This is a genomic window from Haloechinothrix salitolerans (assembly GCF_042662605.1).
GTDB lineage: Bacteria > Actinomycetota > Actinomycetes > Mycobacteriales > Pseudonocardiaceae > Haloechinothrix_A > Haloechinothrix_A salitolerans.
Genome location: NZ_JBHSXX010000001.1, coordinates 6,358,143 through 6,376,982, shown reverse-complemented (window position 1 = coordinate 6,376,982; position 18,840 = coordinate 6,358,143). Strand labels below are relative to the sequence as shown.

The following is an 18,840-nucleotide window of genomic DNA, read 5'->3' as shown; positions in this document are numbered from 1 at the left end:
CCGGTGCGGCCGCGTGCTTGCCACCCGCGTCGTGGCGCACATCTCGCCAGCCGCCTCGACGCCGCCCCGTACAGTGACACCATGACGTCTAGCCGACGCGCGCCGCACGAGGACGCCGACGTCCTCGTCGTCGGCGCTGGACCAGCGGGATCGACGGCAGCGACCTACCTCGCCAGGGCGGGACTCGATGTCCTCGTGCTGGAAAAGACGTCCTTCCCAAGGGAGAAGGTCTGCGGCGACGGTCTCACCCCGCGTGGCGTGAAACAGCTCATCGACCTGGGCATCGACACCCGTGAGGAGGCGGGCTGGGTGCACAGCACCGGCCTGCGCATCCTGGCGGGCGACATCACCCTGGAGCTGCCGTGGCCAGACCTGGCCAGCTACCCGCCATACGGCGTCTCCCGCACCCGCGACGACTTCGACCAGCTGCTCGCGCAGACCGCGCAGAAGGCGGGCGCGCGGCTCTACGAGCGGACGTCGGTCACCGGCGCCGTCACCGACGACCGCACCGGCCGCGTCGTCGGCGTTACCGCCAAGGTCGGCCCGGACAAGACGCCGGTGACCTACCGCGCGCCGCTGGTACTCGCCTGCGACGGCGTGTCCGGGCGCATCGCGCGCAGCGTCGGCATCGACCGCAACGACAAGCGTCCGATGGGCGTCGCGGTCCGCCAGTACTACAAGAGTCCCCGGCATGACGAGCCCTACATCGAAGGTCACCTCGAGTTGTGGGACCGCAGCGATCCCGCCAACCCACGCCTGCTGCCCGGCTATGGCTGGGCGTTCCCGCTCGGTGACGGCACGGTCAACGTCGGGCTCGGCATGCTGTCGACGTCCGCGGCGTTCCGCAACACCGACTACCGCGCGCTGCTGCGCACCTGGCTGGACTCGACGCCGGAGGAGTGGGGCTTCCGGGAGGAGAACGCCGTCGGCAAGATCGGCGGTGCTGGCCTGCCGATGGGCTTCAACCGCACCCCGCACTACCGCGACGGCCTGCTGCTGCTCGGCGACGCGGGCGGCATGGTCAGCCCGTTCAACGGCGAGGGCATCTCGGCCGCCATGGAGTCCGCGCAGGTCGCCGCCGAGTGCGTGGTGCAGGCGCTCGCCCGGCCGGAGGGCCCGTCGCGGGAACGCGCCCTTCAGGCGTACCCGCTGGCGCTGTCCGAGCTGATGGGCGGTTACTACCGACTAGGCAACGCCTTCGCGCGTGCCATCGGCAACCCGAAGGTGATGCGCACCGCGACGAGGTACGGGCTGCGCATCAACCGGCTGATCCCGTTGATCTACAAGGGCCTGTCCGGCTGCTACGACGCCAAGGGCGGAGACGCCGTCGATCGGATCATCGCCACCGCGTCTCGGCTCACTCCCGCGCCGCGTTAAACGTCCGCACGAACCACCCCGCGCGTGGTGACTTGGGTTACCCGTCGGTAACTCTGCGTTGTGAGAACCGTAACATCGCGTGCCGAATGTGACCGCCGGCTCTCTCAACTGGTCGTTTCCCTGTCGCATCATGACGATGCGGACGCATGGGACGGCTGTTGACCATCCCCCGCAGACAAGAACGTGACGGGGGTCCTAGACTGCGGACCCAAAGCCTTGTGAAGCCCTTCACAACGTCGCTGCCGGAGCTCGTGAAGGATTTCACAAGCCTGTTGCCATCGCGAAGGGATGGGTGGTCATGCCGGACGACATCGCGGCCTCGAGTGGGCTCGATGCCTACCTGCCGCTGGTGATGCTCCTCGCGCTCTCGTTCGGGTTCGCCGCGTTCTCGGTGGCGATCGCTCCGCTGGTCGGTCCGAAGCGGTTCAACAAGGCGAAAAGCGAGCCGTACGAGTGCGGCATCGAGCCGTCCCCTCGACCGGTCGCTGGCGGTGGGCGTATCCCGGTGAAGTTCTACCTGACCGGGATGCTGTTCATCCTCTTCGACATCGAGATGGTCTTCCTCTACCCGTACGCGGTGGCAGCGGACGCCGTAGGCATGTTCGGCTTCATCGCCGTCACCGTCTTCATCGTCGCGATCACGATTCCCTACGTGTACGAGTGGGCGCGAGGGGGCCTGGAATGGGACTGATGGGGCCTGCTGTGTCCGCGATCGACGTTCAGGGAGGAGCCTGGCATGGGGCTTGAGGAAAAATTGCCGAGCGGCATCCTGCTCGCGAGCGTGGAGAAACTGGCCAACTGGTCGCGCCAGTCCTCGCTCTGGCCCGCGACATTCGGTCTCGCCTGCTGCGCCATCGAGATGATGACCACCGGTGGCCCCCGCTACGACCTGTCGCGGTTCGGCATGGAGGTCTTCCGCGCGTCGCCCCGGCAGGCCGACCTGATGATCGTCGCGGGCAGGGTGAGCCAGAAGATGGCGCCTGTCCTGCGCCAGATCTACGACCAGATGTCCGAGCCCAAGTGGGTGCTCGCGATGGGTGTCTGCGCCTCTTCCGGCGGCATGTTCAACAACTACGCCATCGTGCAGGGTGTCGACCACATCGTGCCGGTGGACATGTACCTGCCTGGCTGCCCGCCCCGGCCGGAGATGCTGATCGACGCGATCATGAAGCTCCACGAGAAGATCAAGCATGAGCCGATGGGCCCGAATCGCGCCAAGCTCAAGGCGGAGAAGGGCGAGGAACTCGCGCTCCCGCCATCGTCGGTCGCCCACGCACCGGCCAAGACCCGTGACGAGCGGCTGCGGACCGTCCCGCCCAACGAGGTGGAAGGCAAACGCAGCAGCACCATCCCGCTGCAACTGCTAGAGGAGCGCTGACGCTGGCGTGACCGAATCTGACGAGCCCACCACCACACCAAGCCAGGACGACGCCAAGCCGCGACCTGGCGAGGCACAGTCAAGCGCGGAACGGCCGGACGCCGGTCTAGAGCCGTTCGGCACCGAGCCCGCTCGCGCGGTTGTCGCTGGCCGCGAGCGCAAGGGCATGTTCGGCGTCCGGGGCACAGGGGACACCTCCGGCTACGGCGGCCTCCGGTTGCCCGCCTACACCCCGCCAGCCGCGAAGCGCCCGTTCGGCGACGGTTTCGATGAGTTCGCCGACGAGTTCCTCGCCGCGCTCGCGGACCGGGACATCGATCCGAGCGTGATCCAGCAGGTCACGATTGACCGTGGCGAGATCACCTTCTACGTGGAGCGCGAGCACCTTGTCGAGGTGTGCCGCACGCTGCGCGACGACTCCGGCCTGCGGTTCGAGGTGTGCAGCTCGATCTCGGGCGTTGACTACGGCCCAGACGTGCCGCAGCGGCTGCACTCCGTCTACCACCTGCTGTCGATGACCTACCGGCGTCGCATCCGGCTCGAGGTCTGCCTCGACGTCGACGACCCGCACGTGCCGTCCATCGCGGACGTCTATCCGACGGCCGACTGGCACGAGCGGGAGGCCTACGACATGTTCGGCATCATCTACGACGGCCACCCCGCGCTGACCAGGATCCTGATGCCCGATGACTGGGACGGTCATCCGCAGCGCAAGGACTATCCGCTCGGTGGCATCCCCGTGGAATACAAGGGTGCCGAGATCCCACCACCGGACCAGCGGAGGGCGTACTCGTGAGCGAACGGCTTTCGGACGCGACGACCGGTACCGACACCACCGAGAATGGGTCGGACAGCCAGCAGCCCGCGGCGTCGCGGATGACGACGGAAGGCCCGGTTTACACCGTCACAGGCGGCGACTGGGACGACGTCATCTCCGAGGTGGGTGGCGACGAGAAGATCGTCATGAACCTCGGCCCGCAACACCCGTCCACGCACGGCGTGCTGCGGCTGGTGCTCGAACTGGAGGGCGAGACCGTCACCGACCTGCGGTCGGTCATCGGCTACCTGCACACCGGTATCGAGAAGAACACCGAGTACCGCACCTGGACGCAGGGCGTCACGTTCGTGACGCGGATGGACTACTTGTCGCCGCTGTTCAACGAGGCGGCCTACTGCATGGGTGTCGAGAAACTGCTCGGCATCGAGGTGCCTCGGCGCGCCGAGGTGATCCGGGTGCTGCTGATGGAGATCAACCGGATCAGCTCGCACCTGGTCGCGCTCGCCACCGGCGGTATGGAGCTCGGCGCGCTCACCGGCATGACGGCGGGATTCCGAGAGCGCGAGGAGGCGCTGCACCTGCTCGAGTTCCTGACCGGGTTGCGGATGAACCACGCGTTCATCCGGCCTGGCGGTGTCGCGCAGGATCTGCCGACCGACGCCGAGGATAAGATCAACGAGTTCCTCAAGACCATGGACAAGCGGCTGCCGGACTACGACAAGCTGCTGACGGGGCAGCCGATCTGGCAGCAGCGGCTCAAGGGCATCGGTTATCTACCGGTGGACGCTTGCCTCGCGCTTGGCATCACCGGTCCTGTCCTGCGTTCGGCCGGTCTGCCGTGGGATCTGCGCAAGACCGACCCGTACATGGGTTACGAGGACTACGACTTCGAGGTCCCGGTCGCGCACGAGGCCGACTCGTACGCCAGGTACCTGCTGCGCGTGGAGGAGATCCACCAGTCGCTGCGGCTCATCAAGCAGGCGGTCAAGAAGCTTGAGCCGGGCCCTGTGATGGTCGAGGACAAGAAGATCGCCTGGCCCGCGCAGTTGTCGATCTCCTCGGACGGCATGGGCAACTCGCTCGAGCACGTCCGCAAGATCATGGGTCAGTCCATGGAGTCGTTGATCCACCACTTCAAGCTGGTGACCGAGGGATTCGCCGTCCCGCCGGGCCAGGTGTACACGACGGTCGAGTCGCCGCGTGGCGAGCTGGGGTACCACATGGTCTCCGACGGCGGCACCCGACCGATGCGCGTCCACGTGCGCGACCCAAGCTTCGTGAACCTGCAGTCCATGCCAGCGATGTCCGAAGGCGGCATGGTGGCTGACGTGATCGCCGCTGTCGCTTCGCTTGACCCCGTGATGGGAGGGTGCGACCGGTGACTGAGCCACAGCGGGGGGCCAAGCCCCCACACCCCGGCCGGGGGAGGTCCCCCGGACCCCCCCGCCGCATTCCATGCCCCACCCGCCGCCCACCGGCGACCGCCCGACACCCGAGTCGGCCGAGGTGTTCGACGCCGACATCCACGCCAAGGCGGCCGAGATCATCGGCCGCTACCCGGTCGCCCGCTCCGCGTTGTTGCCGATGCTGCACCTGGTGCAGTCGGTGCAGGGCTACGTCAGCCAGGAGGGCATCTCCTTCTGCGCGAGCAAGCTCGACCTGACCGAAGCCGAGGTCAGCGCGGTCGCGACGTTCTACACGATGTACAAGCGCAAGCCCTGCGGCGAGCACTTGGTCAGCGTGTGCACCAACACGCTGTGCGCCGCGATGGGCGGCGACGCGATCTACAAGAAGCTGCAAGACCACCTCGGTGAGAACGGCACCCCGCTCGGCCACGAAGAGACGTCCGGAACGCCGGGCGAGCCTGGCTCGATCACGTTGGAACATGCCGAGTGCCTTGCCGCATGCGACCTCGCGCCGGTGCTCCAGGTCAACTACGAGTACTTCGACAACCAGACCGAGCAGAGTGCCGTCGAGCTGGTGGACGCGCTGCGCAAGGGCGAGAAGCCGCACCCGACGCGTGGCGCGCCGCTGACCGACCTGAAGTCCGTCGAGCTCCAGCTCGCCGGGTTCTTCCCTGACGACGAGCAGTTCACCGCCGACGTCGATGGCCCTTCGGCGGCGGAGGAGACGCTGCGCGGCGCGAAGCTCGCGCAGGAAAGGGGCTGGGTCGCACCCGCCATGCGCGACGAGGAGGCGAACCATGGCTGATCCGATCACGCCGGTGCTCACCAAGCGCTGGCTGTCGCCGAACTCCTGGCGGCTGTCCACCTACGAACAGTTGGAGGGCTACACCGCCGTCAAGAAGGCGCTGCGCAAACCGCAGGAGCAGATCGTCGCGCTGATCAAGGACGCCGGGCTGCGTGGCCGTGGCGGCGCTGGCTTCCCGGCTGGCGTGAAGTGGTCGTTCATGCCGCCGAACGAGGACAAGCCGCACTACCTGGTCATCAACGCCGACGAAGGCGAGCCGGGCACGTGCAAGGACATCCCGCTGATGATGGCCGACCCGCACTCGCTGATCGAGGGCTGCATCATCGCCTCCTACGCGATGCGGGCGCACCACTGCTTCATCTACGTGCGCGGCGAGGTGCTGCACTGCATCCGCAGGCTGCAGGCGGCCGTCCGCGAGGCCTACGACGCCGGGTACCTCGGCAAGGACATCCTCGGCTCCGGCTTCGACCTGGACATCGTCGTGCACGCGGGCGCGGGCGCCTACATCTGCGGCGAGGAGACCGCGCTGCTCGACTCGCTGGAGGGACGTCGTGGCCAGCCACGCCTGAAGCCGCCGTTCCCCGCGGCCGCCGGGCTGTACGCCAAGCCGACCACGGTCAACAACGTCGAGACCATCGCGACGGTGCCCTACATCGTGAACGGGGGGTCCGACTGGTTCCGCGAGATGGGCACGGAGAAGTCGCCTGGCCCGAAGATCTTCTCGATCTCGGGTCACGTCGAGAAGCCCGGCCAGTACGAGGCTCCGCTCGGCACGACGCTGCGGGAGCTGCTTGAGCTCGCGGGCGGCATGAAGGACGGCATCCCGCTCAAGTTCTGGACGCCGGGCGGCTCGTCCACGCCGATGTTCACCGCCGACCACCTTGACGTCCCGCTGGACTTCGAGGGCGCGGCGGAGGCTGGGTCAATGCTCGGCACCACCGCGATCATGGTGTTCAACGAGACGGTGTCGGTGCCGTGGGCCGTCATGAAGTGGACGCAGTTCTACGAGCACGAGTCCTGCGGCAAGTGCACGCCGTGCCGCGAGGGCACGTTCTGGCTCGCGCAGGTGCTGGAACGCATGGTCGAGGGCCGGGGCACGGAGGAAGACATCGACACCATGCTCGATGTCTGCGACAACATCCTCGGCCGGTCGTTCTGTGCCCTCGGCGACGGCGCGGTCAGCCCGATCGAGAGCGGTATCAAGTACTTCCGCGACGAGTTCCTCGCACTGTGTGAGGACAACAAGGCCAAGCAGTCCGAATCGGCGTTGGTGGGAGCGCAGGCATGACAATCGCGCCGGAAAACACTGAGACCGAGGTGACCGAGGTCCCCGAGGGTCACGTCAAGCTGGTCGTCGACGGCGAGGAGGTCATCGCGCCGGAGGGTGAGCTGCTCATCCGCACCGCGGAGCGGCTGGGCACGGTCATCCCGCGTTTCTGCGACCACCCGCTGCTCGACCCGGCCGGTGCGTGCCGCCAGTGCCTGGTCGAGGTGGAGATGAACGGCCGCCCGATGCCGAAGCCGCAGGCATCCTGCACGATGACCGTCGCCGACGGCATGGTCGTCAAGACGCAGAAGTCCTCCCGCGTCGCCGAGAAGGCGCAGGAGGGTGTGATGGAGCTGTTGCTCATCAACCACCCGCTGGACTGCCCGGTCTGTGACAAGGGCGGGGAGTGCCCGCTGCAGAACCAGGCCATGGCCCACGGCCGGTCGACATCTCGATTTGTCGACACCAAGCGGACGTTCCCGAAGCCGATCTCGATCTCCACGCAGGTGCTGCTGGACCGCGAGCGCTGCGTGCTCTGCCAGCGCTGCACCCGGTTCTCCGACCAGATCGCCGGTGACCCGTTCATCGACCTGCTGGAACGCGGCGTCCATCAGCAGATCGGAACCGCCGAGACCGCCGACATCCACGACACGACCGCGACGACGACGTCCAGCGGCACGCCGTTCCAGTCGTACTTCTCCGGCAACACCATCCAGATCTGCCCGGTCGGCGCGCTCACCAGCGCCGCGTACCGGTTCCGCTCGCGGCCGTTCGACCTGGTGTCTTCGCCAAGCGTGTGCGAGCACTGCTCGTCCGGCTGCGCGCTGCGTACCGACTTCCGGCGCGGCAAGGTGATGCGCCGCCTCGCGGGCGACGACCCGGACGTCAACGAGGAGTGGTCCTGCGACAAGGGTCGGTTCGCGTTCCGCTACGCCGCCGCGAAGGACCGCATCCGCAAGCCGATGGTGCGCGACGACTCCGGCCAGTTGGTCGAGGCGTCCTGGACCGAAGCCCTGCGGCGCGCGGCCGACGCACTTGTCGCCGCTCGCGACGGCAACGGCGCCGGGGTGCTGACCGGCGGCAGGCTCACCGTCGAGGACGCTTACGCCTACACCAAGTTCGCCCGGATCGCGTTGCGCAGCAACGACATCGACTTCCGCGCGCGGGCGCACTCCGCCGAGGAGCTGGACTTCTTGGCGTCGTCTGTGGTCGGCACGACACCGGACCACGTCAGCTACGCCAGCCTGGAGAAGGCACCCGCAGTGCTCTGTGTGGCGTTCGAGCCGGAGGACGAGTCGCCCATCGTGTTCCTGCGGCTGCGCAAGGCCGCCCGCGACAAGGACACCAGGTTGTTCCACATCGGACAGTGGACGACGACTTCTGTGCGTAAGACGTTCGGTGAGCTGCTCGCCTGCCAGCCTGGCGAGGAAGCCGCCGCCGTCGACGGCATCGCCGACCACGCGAAGGACCTGGACGCCGCGTTGTCGTCGGAGGGTGCGGTCGTACTCGTCGGCGAGCGTGCCGCCGAGGTGCCCGGCCTGTTCAGCGCCGTCACACGGCTCGCGAAGCGCACCGGCGCTCGCGTGGCGTGGGTGCCACGCAGGGCGGGTGAGCGAGGCGCGCTGGAAGCGGGCGCGGTCCCGGCGCTGCTGCCCGGTGGCGCGCCGGTCACCGACGCCGATGCCCGCCGCGAGCTGGAGACGTCCTGGGGCCTTGATCCGGGCACGCTACCCGCCGAGCCGGGCCGAGACACCGCCGCGATGCTGGCCGCCGCCGCATCCGGTGAACTGGACGCGCTGGTCGTCGCCGGGGTTGACCCGGATGACCTGCCAGACCCGGCGGCTGCCCGCGAGGCGCTGGCGAACGTCGGCTTCGTGCTTAGCCTGGAGATGCGGCCCAGCCCGGTGACCGAGCACGCCGACGTCGTGCTGCCGATCGCGCCGGTCGACGAGAAGACCGGCACCTTCCTCGACTGGGAAGGCCGCGAGCGGCCGTTCACCATCACTCTCGAAGGCACCGGCGCGCTGCCGGACTGCCGCGTGCTCGACACCCTCGCTGTGGAGATGGACGCCGACCTGTTCACGCAGACGTCGCAGGCGGCGTGGTCGGACTTCGACCGCGTTCGTGCCATGAAGGGCACCTTTATGGCACCTGACGCCAGCAAGATGCCCTTCATGGCACCCGGCACCGCGCCGGACGCCCCGGACGCGCCCGCCGGAGCCGTTCGCCTCGCCACCTGGCGGCAGCTCATCGACAACGGGTCGCTGCAGGACGACGAGCCGCACCTGGCGGGCACCGCGCGGAACGCGGTGCTGCGGATGTCGCGGGCCACCGCGGAGCGGCACGGCGTCACCAAGGGTAAGCAGGCGACGATCAGCACAGACCGTGGCGAGTTGACGCTGCCGGTCGAGTTCGCTGATCTGCCGGACGACGTCGTGTGGGCGCCCGCCCGGTCGCCGGAGTCGATCAGGAGCGTGCTCGGCGCGGGTCATGGCGCGGCCGTGACGCTGTCAGGAGGTGCCTGATGACCAGCTTCCTCGCGCAGGCGCAGGAGCCGATGACGAGGGCGGAGGTGCTCGCGGACGACCCGATCTGGCTGATCCTGATCAAGGTTGTCGCACTGTTCGGCTTCGGTGTCCTGATGACGCTGTTCATGATCAACTGGGAGCGCAAGGTCGTCGCCCGGATGCAGCACCGTACCGGTCCGAACCGGGTCGGCCCCAACGGCTGGCTGCAGTCGCTCGCTGACGGCATCAAGCTGGCCTTCGCCGAAGAGATCATCCCCGCTGGCGCCGACCGCAAGGTGTATTGGCTCGCGCCGGTGATCTCCGCGACGCCCGCGTTCGTGGCGTTCTCGGTACTGCCGTTCGGCCCGCAGGTGTCGATCTTCGGGGAGCAGACCTACATCCAGCTGGTCGACCTGCCGGTCGGCGTGCTCGTGGTACTCGCGGCGTCGGCTGTCGGCGTGTACGGCATCGTGCTTGGCGGCTGGGCGTCCGGCTCGCCATACCCACTGCTGGGGTCGCTGCGCTCGGCCGCGCAGGTGATCTCCTACGAGATCGCGATGGGTCTCTCGCTTGTCGCGGTCATCCTCTACGCGCAGTCGCTGTCCACAGGCGACATCGTGGACGCCCAGCAGGGCGGCTGGTTCGCGCTGTTGCTGCTGCCGAGCTTCATCATCTTCGTGATCTCGATGGTCGGTGAGACCAACCGTGCGCCATTCGACCTACCCGAAGCGGAGTCGGAGCTGGTTGGCGGCTTCCATACCGAGTACAGCTCGCTGAAGTTCGCGCTGTTCTTCCTCGCCGAGTACGTCAACATGGTCGTGCTCTCCGGTTTCGCGGTGACGCTTTTCCTCGGCGGCTACATGGCGCCGTGGCCGCTGTCCGCGATCGGCGGTGGTGTGCTGAACACCGGCTGGTGGCCGGTCCTGTGGTTCGTCGCCAAGATGCTGATCTTCCTGTTCCTTTACATCTGGCTGCGCGGCACGCTGCCCCGGTTCCGCTATGACCAGTTCATGCGGCTCGGCTGGAAGGTGCTGGTGCCCGCCAGCCTGGTGTGGATCGTGATGATCGCGGGCGTGCGAGCCATCAACACGTCCACCGACGTCACCACCGGCCAGAAGGTCATTTTTGGCGCGGTCGCGGTCCTGTTGATCGTGTTGCTGAGCCTGCTGATCCCGGAGAAGCGGGTCGAGGACGACGAGGGTGTACCCACCACCGGTGGCGGCTACCCGCTGCCACCGCTCGACCTGGAAGTGCCGAAGCTGACGCCGAGGCAGGCGGCGCTTGAGAAGGACGAGCGCAGGCGCAAGCGCAAGGAGCGAGCCGAGGTCGGCGCTGGCACAACCAGTGCGACCAGCACAGACGGCACCGGCAAGGAGGCCGACGATGGGAATGTTTGATCCCCTCAAGGGATTCGGTGTCACCTTCTCGACGATGTTCAAGAAGGTCGTCACCGAGCAGTACCCGGAGGACTTCCACCCGAGCGCGCCGCGCTGGCACGGCAGGCACCAGCTCAACCGGCACCCCGACGGGCTGGAGAAGTGCGTCGGCTGCGAGCTGTGCGCATGGGCTTGCCCCGCCGACGCGATCTTCGTCGAGGGTGGCGACAACACCGAAGAGGAGCGTTACTCCCCGGGCGAGCGGTACGGCAAGGACTACCAGATCAACTACCTGCGCTGCATCGGCTGCGGGTTGTGCATCGAGGCCTGCCCGACTAGGTCGCTGACGATGGTCAACTTCTACGAGCTCGCCGATGACGATCGGCAGAAGCTGATCTACACCAAGGAAGACCTGATGGCGCCGCTGCTGCCAGGCATGGAGGAGCCGCCGCACCCGATGCGGCTCGGCGACAACGAGCAGGACTACTACGTGCAGGGCCCTGAGCTCGCGCGCGGCAGGGGCGTGCCAGAGGGCGAGACGGTCGAGACGGCGAAGGAGGAGGCGATCCAGTGACCTCCTTCTCGCAGGCCGCCGTGGTGCTGGCGCAGCAGGGCGGTGAGGACGTCGTCGGCACCGGCGAGGCGCTGGCGTTCTGGGTCCTCGGACCGCTCGCGCTCGCGGGCGCGCTCGGCATGGTCTTCGTGCGCAACGCGGTGCACTCGGCGTTGTGGCTGGTGCTGACGATGCTCAGCCTCGGCGTGCTGTACATGGTGCAGAGCGCGCCGTTCCTCGGCTTCACGCAGATCATCGTCTACACCGGCGCCGTGATGATGCTCTTCCTGTTCGTGTTGATGATGGCGGGCAGGGACAGCGCGGACTCCATGGTCGAGGTGTTGCGTGGGCAGCGGCTGCTCGCCGCGCTGTTCGGCATGGGCTTCGCCGCGCTGCTGGTCGGTGCCCTGGCCCGCTCGCTGGTGAACGTCCAAGCCCAGGCGCCGCCGGATCCGTACGACCCGGCGGCGGGTGGCGGGGCCGGCGGCCTCGGCAGGCTGATCTTCACCGACTTTCTGTTCGCGTTCGAGCTGACGGCGGCGTTGTTGATCGTCGCCGCGCTGGCCGGGATCGTGCTCGCCTACCGCGACAAGCGCGAAGGCCAGAAGCGCAGCCAGCGAGATCTGGTCGAGGCGCGGTTCCGCGGCGACTACAAGCGTCGCTCGCCGTATCCCGGGCCCGGAGTGTTCGCCACCGGCAACTCGGTCGCCACGCCAGCGTTGCTGCCGGACGGCTCGATCGCGCCGGAGTCGCTTTCCGAGCTGATCGAGTCGACCAACACCGCCCGGCTCATCGCCGAGCACGACCGCGTCCTTGGCTCGCAGGCCGAGCATGACGACGCCCGCGCGCTGCTCGCCGAGGAGAGCGACGAGAGCGAACAGGAGGGTGAACGCAAGTGACCCCCACCTACTACTTGCTGCTGTCCGCGCTGCTGTTCGCGATCGGCGCGGTCGGCGTGCTGGTGCGGCGCAACGCGATCGTCGTGTTCATGTGCATCGAGCTGATGCTGAACTCGGTGAACCTGTCGCTTGTCACCTTCGCCAGGATCAACGGCGAGCTGGACGGCCAGGTCATGGCGTTCTTCGTCATGGTCGTCGCCGCCGCCGAGGTGGTCGTCGGACTCGCGATCATCATGGCGATCTTCCGTTCCCGGCGGTCGGCCTCTGTCGACGACACGAACCTGCTGAAGTACTAGGGAGCCCGTGTGATCGCATCATCATGGCTGCTGGTCGCCTTCCCGGCGCTCGGCGCGCTCATCCTGCTCGCAGGCGGCAGGCGGACGGACGCCTGGGGTCATCTGCTCGGCTGCGCGACCGTGCTCGCGTCGTTCGTGTACGGGCTCGCGCTGTTCTTCGCCAGTGACGGCAAGCCGTCCGACACCACGCTGTGGTCGTGGATGCCGGTCGCGGACCTCCAGATCGACCTCGGGTTGCGCATCGACGCCCTGTCGCTGGTGTTCGTGTTGCTGATCACCGGCGTCGGCTCGTTGATCCACATCTACGCGATCGGCTACATGGCCGACGACACCGACCGGCGCCGCTTCTTCGGGTACTTCAACCTGTTCGTCGCCGCGATGCTGATCCTGGTGCTCGGCGACAACTTCGTCTCGCTCTACCTCGGCTGGGAGGGCGTGGGCCTCGCCTCGTACCTGCTGATCGGCTGGTACCAGTGGAAGCCGTCCGCGGCGACCGCCGCGAAGAAGGCGTTCATCATGAACCGCGTCGGTGACGTCGGGCTCGCGCTGGCCATCTTCCTGATGTGGAAGCACATCGGCAGCGTGTCCTACACCGAGGTGTTCGCCGGTATCGGTGACGTCGACAGCGGCGTCGTCCTGGCGATCGGGCTGCTCCTGTTGCTTGGCGCGTGCGGTAAGTCCGGTCAGTTCCCGCTCCAGGCGTGGTTGCCGGACGCGATGGAAGGTCCCACCCCGGTGTCGGCGCTGATCCACGCCGCAACCATGGTCACGGCCGGTGTGTACCTCATCGCGCGGGCCAACCCGATCTACAACGCCACCCCGAACGCGCAGCTCGCCGTTGTCATCATCGGCGCGTTCACGCTGCTGCTCGGAGCGATCATCGGCTGCGCGTACGACGACATCAAGAAGGTGCTCGCGTACTCCACGGTCAGCCAGATCGGCTACATGATGCTCGCGGTTGGTCTCGGCCCGCTCGGCTACGCGCTCGGCATCATGCATCTGCTCACCCACGGCTTCTTCAAAGCAGGCCTGTTCCTCGGGGCCGGTTCGGTGATGCACGGCATGAACGACGAGGTCGACATGCGCAAGTTCGGGGGTCTGTGGCGCAAGATGCCGGTCACGTTCGTCACCTTCGGCATCGGCTACCTCGCGCTGATCGGTTTCCCGTTCTCCGCTGGCTACTTCTCCAAGGACGCCATCATCGCCGCCGCGTTCGGCCAAGAGGAGCCGTGGCGCGCCTGGGTGTTCGGCGGCGCGGCCGTGCTCGGTGCCGGGCTGACGGCGTTCTACATGACCCGGCTGATGTTGATGACGTTCTTCGGCAAGCGGCGCTGGGCGGAGCTGAAGAGCGAGGATGGCCGCGACTTCCACCCGCACGAGTCGCCACCGGTGATGACCATCCCGATGATGCTCCTCGCGATCGGTTCGGCGGGCGCCGGTGCGTTTTTCGTGTTCAACGACCAGCTCGCGGAGTGGCTGGCGCCCTCGCTGGGGGCGGTCCAGGAGGCCGAGCACGGGGTGATCGCGCACAGCGCGGTCCCGTTCGTCGTCGTCGGGGTTTCCGCGCTCGGTGTGCTGCTGGCCTGGCTCGTCTTCGGCCGCCGCGACATACCGGTCGAGCGGCAGCCCGCCGGTGCGGTGGTGCGAGCCGCCCGTAGCGACCTGTACGGCAACGCGCTGAACGAGGCCGTAGTAGCCCGGCCGGGCATTTGGCTGTCGCGGGCGCTGGTCTACGTCGACAACAAGGGCGTCGACGGCTTCGTCAACGGCCTCGCCGCGCTGCTCGGCGGTAGCTCTGGCAGGTTGCGGCGGTTGCAGACCGGCTTCGTCCGCTCCTACGCGCTGTCCATGCTGGCAGGTGCTGGCCTGCTGGTCGGCCTGCTGTTGATGGTGAGGTTCGCATGACCTGGCTCTTGGCAATCATCCTGCTGCCGCTCGTCGGGGCGGCCGTCGTCGCGGGGCTGCGCGCCAACGACCGGCTCGCCACGGCGGTCGCGTTTGGCTTCTCGCTCGCTACGCTGGCGCTGGTCGTGCCGCTGTGGCTGAGCTACGACCCCGACGGCGCGCGGTTGCAGCAGACCAGCAGCATCGACTGGATTCCGCCGTTCGACATCCACATCTCGTTCGGCATGGATGGGATCGCACTGCTGATGATCGCGGTGATCGGCGTGCTGGTCCCGATGATCATCGGGCTGCTCGGCTACACCGACAAGCTGCCGGAAGGCCGCAGCGCAGGCGGGTACCTCTCGCTGATCCTGGTGCAGTCGTCGTTGACGATCGCGGTGTTCGCCGCGACCGACGTCTTCCTGTTCTACGTGCTGTTCGAGGTCATGCTGATCCCGATGTACTTCCTCATCGGCGGCTACGGCGGCAAGAGCAGGCAGTACGCCGCGGTGAAGTTCTTCCTGTACTCGTTCCTCGGCGGGCTGATCATGCTCGCCGCCGCGATCGGGGCGTACGTGCAGGCGGCCGACGAGCTCGGCTCGGGCACGTTCGACTGGGCGACGCTCGCCGAGGTCATCCCGCAGGCGCCGCTGGCCACGCAGATCTGGCTGTTCCTTGGCTTCTTCCTCGCGTTCGCGGTCAAGGCGCCGCTCGTGCCGTTCCACACCTGGCTGCCGGACGCGGCGGGTGAGGCGCCGATCGGCGTCGCCGTCCTGCTGGTTGGCGTGCTGGACAAGGTCGGCACGTTCGGCTTCCTGCGCTACAGCATCCCGCTGTTCCCGGACGCCAGCCAGGAGCTCGCGCCGCTGGTGCTCGGCCTCGCCGTCGCGGGCGTGCTGTACGGGTCGGTTCTCGCGGCTGGCCAGCAGGACATGAAGCGGTTCATCGCTTACGTGTCCATCGCGCACTTCGGTTTCATCGCGCTCGGCATCTTCGCGTTCACGGCGCAGGCGCAGGTCGGCGCGGTGACGTACATGCTCAACCACAGCCTCGCCACCGGCATGCTGATCATCGTGATCGGCATGGTCATCGCGCGTGGCGGCTCGACGACGATCTCCGCGTATGGCGGCATGGCGAAACTGACGCCGGTGCTGGCAGGGATGTTCCTGCTCGCTGGCTTGTCCACGCTGTCGCTGCCCGGCACGAACTCGTTCATCAGCGAGTTCCTTGTGCTGCTTGGCTCGTTCGAGACCCAGCCGGTGTTCACCACGCTGGCCACCATCGGCATGGTGCTCGCCGCCGTCTACGTGCTGTGGCTGTATCAGCGCGTGATGCAGGGGCCGGTGCGCGGCGACGCGCTGCTCGGCGCGAGCGGCGGTCCCGGCGCGGTCGAGGCCCCTGAGTCGGGCGCGAAGAAGACCGTCAGGGACGTGTCGTTGAAAGAACTCGGCGTGCTCGCGCCGCTGGTCGTGCTGATCATCGGGCTCGGCTTCTACCCGAAGCCCGCGCTCGACGTCGTCACGCCGGTGGTTGAGGAGACCGTGAGCATCGTGTCCATTACGGAAGGTAGCAACGAGTGATGCCGCAGCAGTTCCTCGCGCAGGGCGAGCAGTTGGCGGTCCCCGCGATCGACTTCGCCGCCGTGCTGCCGATCCTTATCGTGTTCGGTGCCGCCTCGATCGGCGTGCTGCTGGAAGCGTTCCTGCCCAAGCACCAGCGCTGGTCGTCGCAGATCGCGCTGAGCTTGGCAGGCATCGTCGGTGCGGGCATCGCGCTCGCCGCCTACATCAGCGACGCCCCGGAAGGCGGCATCACGACGTTCAAGGCGGAGGGCGCGACGACGGGTGCTCTCGCGGTGGACACGCCGTCGCTGTTCCTGTGGGGCACGCTGCTCGCTCTGGGCCTCGCCTCGCTGTTGATGATCGGGGATCGCTCGCTGGAACCTGGTGGCGCGTTCATCTCGCAGGCGGGCCTGCAGGGCGGTCTCCAGACACGGGAGCAGGCCAACGTCACCGGGATGCAGACCGAGATCTTCCCGCTGTCGCTGTTCGCGCTCGGCGGCATGATGACGTTCGTCGCGGCCAACGACCTGCTGACGATGTTCATCGCACTCGAGGTGCTGAGCTTGCCGCTGTACCTGATGGCTGGGCTCGCGCGCAGGCGCAGGCTGCTCTCGCAGGAAGCCGCCGTGAAGTACTTCCTGCTCGGCGCGTTCGCCAGCGCGTTCTTCCTCTACGGTGTCGCCCTGCTGTACGGCTACGCCGGGTCGGTCAAGCTGGCGGAGATCGCGAACGCGACCGCTGGCACCTCGGCGTCTGACACATTGCTCTACGCGGGCATCGGGCTGGTAGTCGTCGGGCTGCTCTTCAAGGGTTCCGTCGGCCCGTTCCACACGTGGACGCCGGACGTCTACCAGGGCGCTCCCACCCCGGTCACCGGGTTCATGGCGGCCTGCACCAAGGTGGCGGCGTTCGGCGCGATGCTGCGGGTGCTGACCGTGGCGTTCCAGCCAGCCAGCTGGGAGTGGGAGGTCCCGCTCTGGCTGATCGCGGTGATCTCGATGGCCATCGGCGCGATCCTCGGCCTGACCCAGCGTGACCTGAAGCGGATGATCGCGTACTCGTCGATCGCGCACGCCGGGTTCCTCGTCGTCGGTGCGATGACGCTGACCGAGGACGGGTTGTCGTCCACGTTGTTCTACTTGCTGGCGTACGGCTTCACCACGATCGCGGTGTTCGGCATCATCAGCCTGGTGCGCGATGCCAACGGTGAGGCAACCGACCTGTCGTCGTGGGCGGGGCTGGCGAAGCGCTCGCCGTTGGTGGCTGGCGTGTTCACGTTCCTGCTCCTCGCGCTGGCCGGTATCCCGCTGACTAGCGGTTTCATCGGCAAGTTCGCGGTGTTCTCGGCGGCGCTGGCTGACGGACACGCCGCGCTCGTTGTGATCGCACTGGTCGCCAGCGCCATCGCGGCGTTCTTCTACCTGCGGGTCGTTGTGCTGATGTACTTCTCGGAGCCAGCGGTGGAAGGCCCAGCGGTGACCGTGCCCGGTGCGTTCACCACGGCGGCGATCACGCTCGGTACCGTGGCGACCTTGGTGCTCGGCATCGTGCCCGCGTTCGCGCTCAACTGGGCCAGCGCGGGCGGCTTCGTGCCATAGATCACAGCTACCTGGGCTATCCGCGACGCACCGCCTTAGTCATGTGCCGTGCCTACCTTTAGGCTGGCAAGCGTGTCTGATGCGAAGCGCCGAACCGTGGCGGACCTGCAGGCTGCCGTAGGGCTGCGAATCGACGACGAGGGGCTCCTCGCCGATCTGGCCGAAGGTCTCGGTGAGGTCGAATCCGTGCTGCGCGAGGTGGTTCGCAGCGATGTCCAGTTCATCAGCGATGCGGCCGTGCACCTCGTCGACGCGGGCGGTAAACGGTTCCGGCCGTTGTTCACGCTGCTCGCGGGTCAGTTCGGTACGGACGGCGCTGATGGCAGGTCACGGGTCATCACGGCCGCCGCCGCGGTGGAGCTGGTCCACCTCGCGACGCTGTACCACGACGACGTCATGGACGAGGCTACGATGCGTCGTGGTGCGCAGAGCGCCAACGCGCGGTGGGACAACACCATCGCGATCCTGACCGGCGACTACCTGTTCGCCAACGCGTCACGGCTGGTAGCGGACTTGGGGCCGGACCCGTCTCGGATCATCGCTGAGACGTTCGGCGAGCTGGTGACCGGTCAGATGCGCGAGACGACGGGCGCCACGGACGGCGATGACCCGATTGAGCACTACCTGGCCGTTATCGGGCAGAAGACCGGTTCCCTGATCGCCACGGCCGGCCGGTTCGGCGCGATGCTGTCCGGAGCGGCGCAGGAACGGGTCGACGCGTTGCGCAGCTTCGGCGAGTTGATCGGTGTCGCGTTCCAGATCTCGGATGACATCCTTGACATAGCGTCACCGTCCGAGGAACTCGGAAAGGTGCAAGGCACCGATTTGAGGGAAGGCATCAAGACGCTTCCGATGCTCTACGCACTCAAAGAAGACCGAGATAACACCCGGCTGATGGAATTGCTTGAGGCGCCGTTGACCTCAAGTGCTGATGTCACCGAAGCTCTTGAGCTGTTGCGTGCTTCGACGGGGCTCAAGCACGCGCGTGAGACCTTGACCTACTACGCTCAGCGAGCACGGAACGAGCTAGCGGCGCTACCCTCGTCTCCCGCGAGAGAAGCCTGTGAATCAGTCACCGACTACCTAGCGGAGCGTACGCACTGAGCCATGTTGGCGCGGCGCCCGACAGGGTAGCCGCGTTCCGCAGCGGGAAG

General features: G+C 67.4%; 16 protein-coding genes. All 16 read left to right on the top strand.

The features are described from left to right. Positions 1 to 81: 81 nt before the first annotated feature. Positions 82 to 1,377 (top strand): geranylgeranyl reductase family protein, encoded by a 1,296-nt coding sequence (locus tag ACFQGD_RS30515; protein ID WP_345391087.1) that lies wholly within the window; start codon positions 82 to 84, stop codon positions 1,375 to 1,377. Positions 1,378 to 1,675: 298 nt separating this feature from the next. Next, positions 1,676 to 2,068: an NADH-quinone oxidoreductase subunit A gene (locus ACFQGD_RS30510; RefSeq protein WP_345391084.1), complete on the top strand. Its 393-nt coding sequence runs from the start codon at positions 1,676 to 1,678 to the stop codon at positions 2,066 to 2,068. Between the two features lie 45 nt (positions 2,069 to 2,113). Then, on the top strand, positions 2,114 to 2,755 hold the full coding sequence (locus ACFQGD_RS30505) for a NuoB/complex I 20 kDa subunit family protein (RefSeq protein WP_345391081.1): 642 nt from the start codon (positions 2,114 to 2,116) through the stop codon (positions 2,753 to 2,755). Positions 2,756 to 2,762: 7 nt separating this feature from the next. After that, positions 2,763 to 3,551 (top strand): NADH-quinone oxidoreductase subunit C, encoded by a 789-nt coding sequence (locus ACFQGD_RS30500; protein WP_345391078.1) that lies wholly within the window; start codon positions 2,763 to 2,765, stop codon positions 3,549 to 3,551. Further along, positions 3,548 to 4,915, top strand: coding sequence for an NADH-quinone oxidoreductase subunit D (locus ACFQGD_RS30495; RefSeq protein WP_345391075.1), 1,368 nt, complete (start codon positions 3,548 to 3,550; stop codon positions 4,913 to 4,915). Before ACFQGD_RS30500 ends, ACFQGD_RS30495 begins: the two co-directional genes overlap by 4 nt. A 73-nt stretch (positions 4,916 to 4,988) precedes the next feature. Then, positions 4,989 to 5,744, top strand: coding sequence for an NADH-quinone oxidoreductase subunit NuoE (gene nuoE, locus ACFQGD_RS30490; RefSeq protein ID WP_345392388.1), 756 nt, complete (start codon positions 4,989 to 4,991; stop codon positions 5,742 to 5,744). Then, positions 5,737 to 7,032 (top strand): NADH-quinone oxidoreductase subunit NuoF, encoded by a 1,296-nt coding sequence (gene nuoF / locus ACFQGD_RS30485; protein WP_345391072.1) that lies wholly within the window; start codon positions 5,737 to 5,739, stop codon positions 7,030 to 7,032. The genes nuoE and nuoF overlap by 8 nt, the downstream gene beginning before the upstream one ends. Continuing rightward, entirely contained in the window at positions 7,029 to 9,536 is a 2,508-nt protein-coding gene (locus ACFQGD_RS30480; RefSeq protein ID WP_345391069.1) for an NADH-quinone oxidoreductase subunit G, read from the top strand. The genes nuoF and ACFQGD_RS30480 overlap by 4 nt, the downstream gene beginning before the upstream one ends. After that, positions 9,536 to 10,915, top strand: a complete 1,380-nt coding sequence (gene nuoH, locus ACFQGD_RS30475; protein WP_390183428.1) for an NADH-quinone oxidoreductase subunit NuoH — start codon at positions 9,536 to 9,538, stop codon at positions 10,913 to 10,915. Before ACFQGD_RS30480 ends, nuoH begins: the two co-directional genes overlap by 1 nt. After that, positions 10,902 to 11,468 (top strand): NADH-quinone oxidoreductase subunit NuoI, encoded by a 567-nt coding sequence (gene nuoI, locus ACFQGD_RS30470; RefSeq protein WP_345391066.1) that lies wholly within the window; start codon positions 10,902 to 10,904, stop codon positions 11,466 to 11,468. Before nuoH ends, nuoI begins: the two co-directional genes overlap by 14 nt. Further along, a complete protein-coding gene (locus ACFQGD_RS30465; protein ID WP_390183429.1) occupies positions 11,465 to 12,346 on the top strand; it encodes an NADH-quinone oxidoreductase subunit J in 882 nt (293 codons plus the stop codon). Before nuoI ends, ACFQGD_RS30465 begins: the two co-directional genes overlap by 4 nt. Continuing rightward, positions 12,343 to 12,642: an NADH-quinone oxidoreductase subunit NuoK gene (gene nuoK / locus ACFQGD_RS30460; protein WP_345391063.1), complete on the top strand. Its 300-nt coding sequence runs from the start codon at positions 12,343 to 12,345 to the stop codon at positions 12,640 to 12,642. Before ACFQGD_RS30465 ends, nuoK begins: the two co-directional genes overlap by 4 nt. Positions 12,643 to 12,651: 9 nt before the next feature. Continuing rightward, entirely contained in the window at positions 12,652 to 14,547 is a 1,896-nt protein-coding gene (gene nuoL, locus ACFQGD_RS30455; RefSeq protein WP_345391060.1) for an NADH-quinone oxidoreductase subunit L, read from the top strand. Next, positions 14,544 to 16,106: an NADH-quinone oxidoreductase subunit M gene (locus ACFQGD_RS30450; protein ID WP_345391057.1), complete on the top strand. Its 1,563-nt coding sequence runs from the start codon at positions 14,544 to 14,546 to the stop codon at positions 16,104 to 16,106. Before nuoL ends, ACFQGD_RS30450 begins: the two co-directional genes overlap by 4 nt. Continuing rightward, entirely contained in the window at positions 16,106 to 17,686 is a 1,581-nt protein-coding gene (gene nuoN, locus ACFQGD_RS30445; protein WP_345391054.1) for an NADH-quinone oxidoreductase subunit NuoN, read from the top strand. The genes ACFQGD_RS30450 and nuoN overlap by 1 nt, the downstream gene beginning before the upstream one ends. A 72-nt stretch (positions 17,687 to 17,758) precedes the next feature. Then, entirely contained in the window at positions 17,759 to 18,790 is a 1,032-nt protein-coding gene (locus tag ACFQGD_RS30440; RefSeq protein ID WP_345391051.1) for a polyprenyl synthetase family protein, read from the top strand. Positions 18,791 to 18,840 lie beyond the last annotated feature (50 nt).

Excerpts from the sequence above, each read along its gene's own strand:
- ACFQGD_RS30515 (WP_345391087.1), top strand. The coding sequence starts at position 82 with ATGACGTCTAGCCGACGCGCGCCGCACGAGGACGCCGACGTCCTCGTC.
- ACFQGD_RS30510 (WP_345391084.1), top strand. The coding sequence starts at position 1,676 with ATGCCGGACGACATCGCGGCCTCGAGTGGGCTCGATGCCTACCTGCCG.
- ACFQGD_RS30505 (WP_345391081.1), top strand. The coding sequence starts at position 2,114 with ATGGGGCTTGAGGAAAAATTGCCGAGCGGCATCCTGCTCGCGAGCGTG.
- nuoE (WP_345392388.1), top strand. The coding sequence starts at position 4,989 with ATGCCCCACCCGCCGCCCACCGGCGACCGCCCGACACCCGAGTCGGCC.
- nuoF (WP_345391072.1), top strand. The coding sequence starts at position 5,737 with ATGGCTGATCCGATCACGCCGGTGCTCACCAAGCGCTGGCTGTCGCCG.
- ACFQGD_RS30480 (WP_345391069.1), top strand. The coding sequence starts at position 7,029 with ATGACAATCGCGCCGGAAAACACTGAGACCGAGGTGACCGAGGTCCCC.
- nuoH (WP_390183428.1), top strand. The coding sequence starts at position 9,536 with ATGACCAGCTTCCTCGCGCAGGCGCAGGAGCCGATGACGAGGGCGGAG.
- nuoI (WP_345391066.1), top strand. The coding sequence starts at position 10,902 with ATGGGAATGTTTGATCCCCTCAAGGGATTCGGTGTCACCTTCTCGACG.
- ACFQGD_RS30450 (WP_345391057.1), top strand. The coding sequence starts at position 14,544 with ATGACCTGGCTCTTGGCAATCATCCTGCTGCCGCTCGTCGGGGCGGCC.
- nuoN (WP_345391054.1), top strand. The coding sequence starts at position 16,106 with ATGCCGCAGCAGTTCCTCGCGCAGGGCGAGCAGTTGGCGGTCCCCGCG.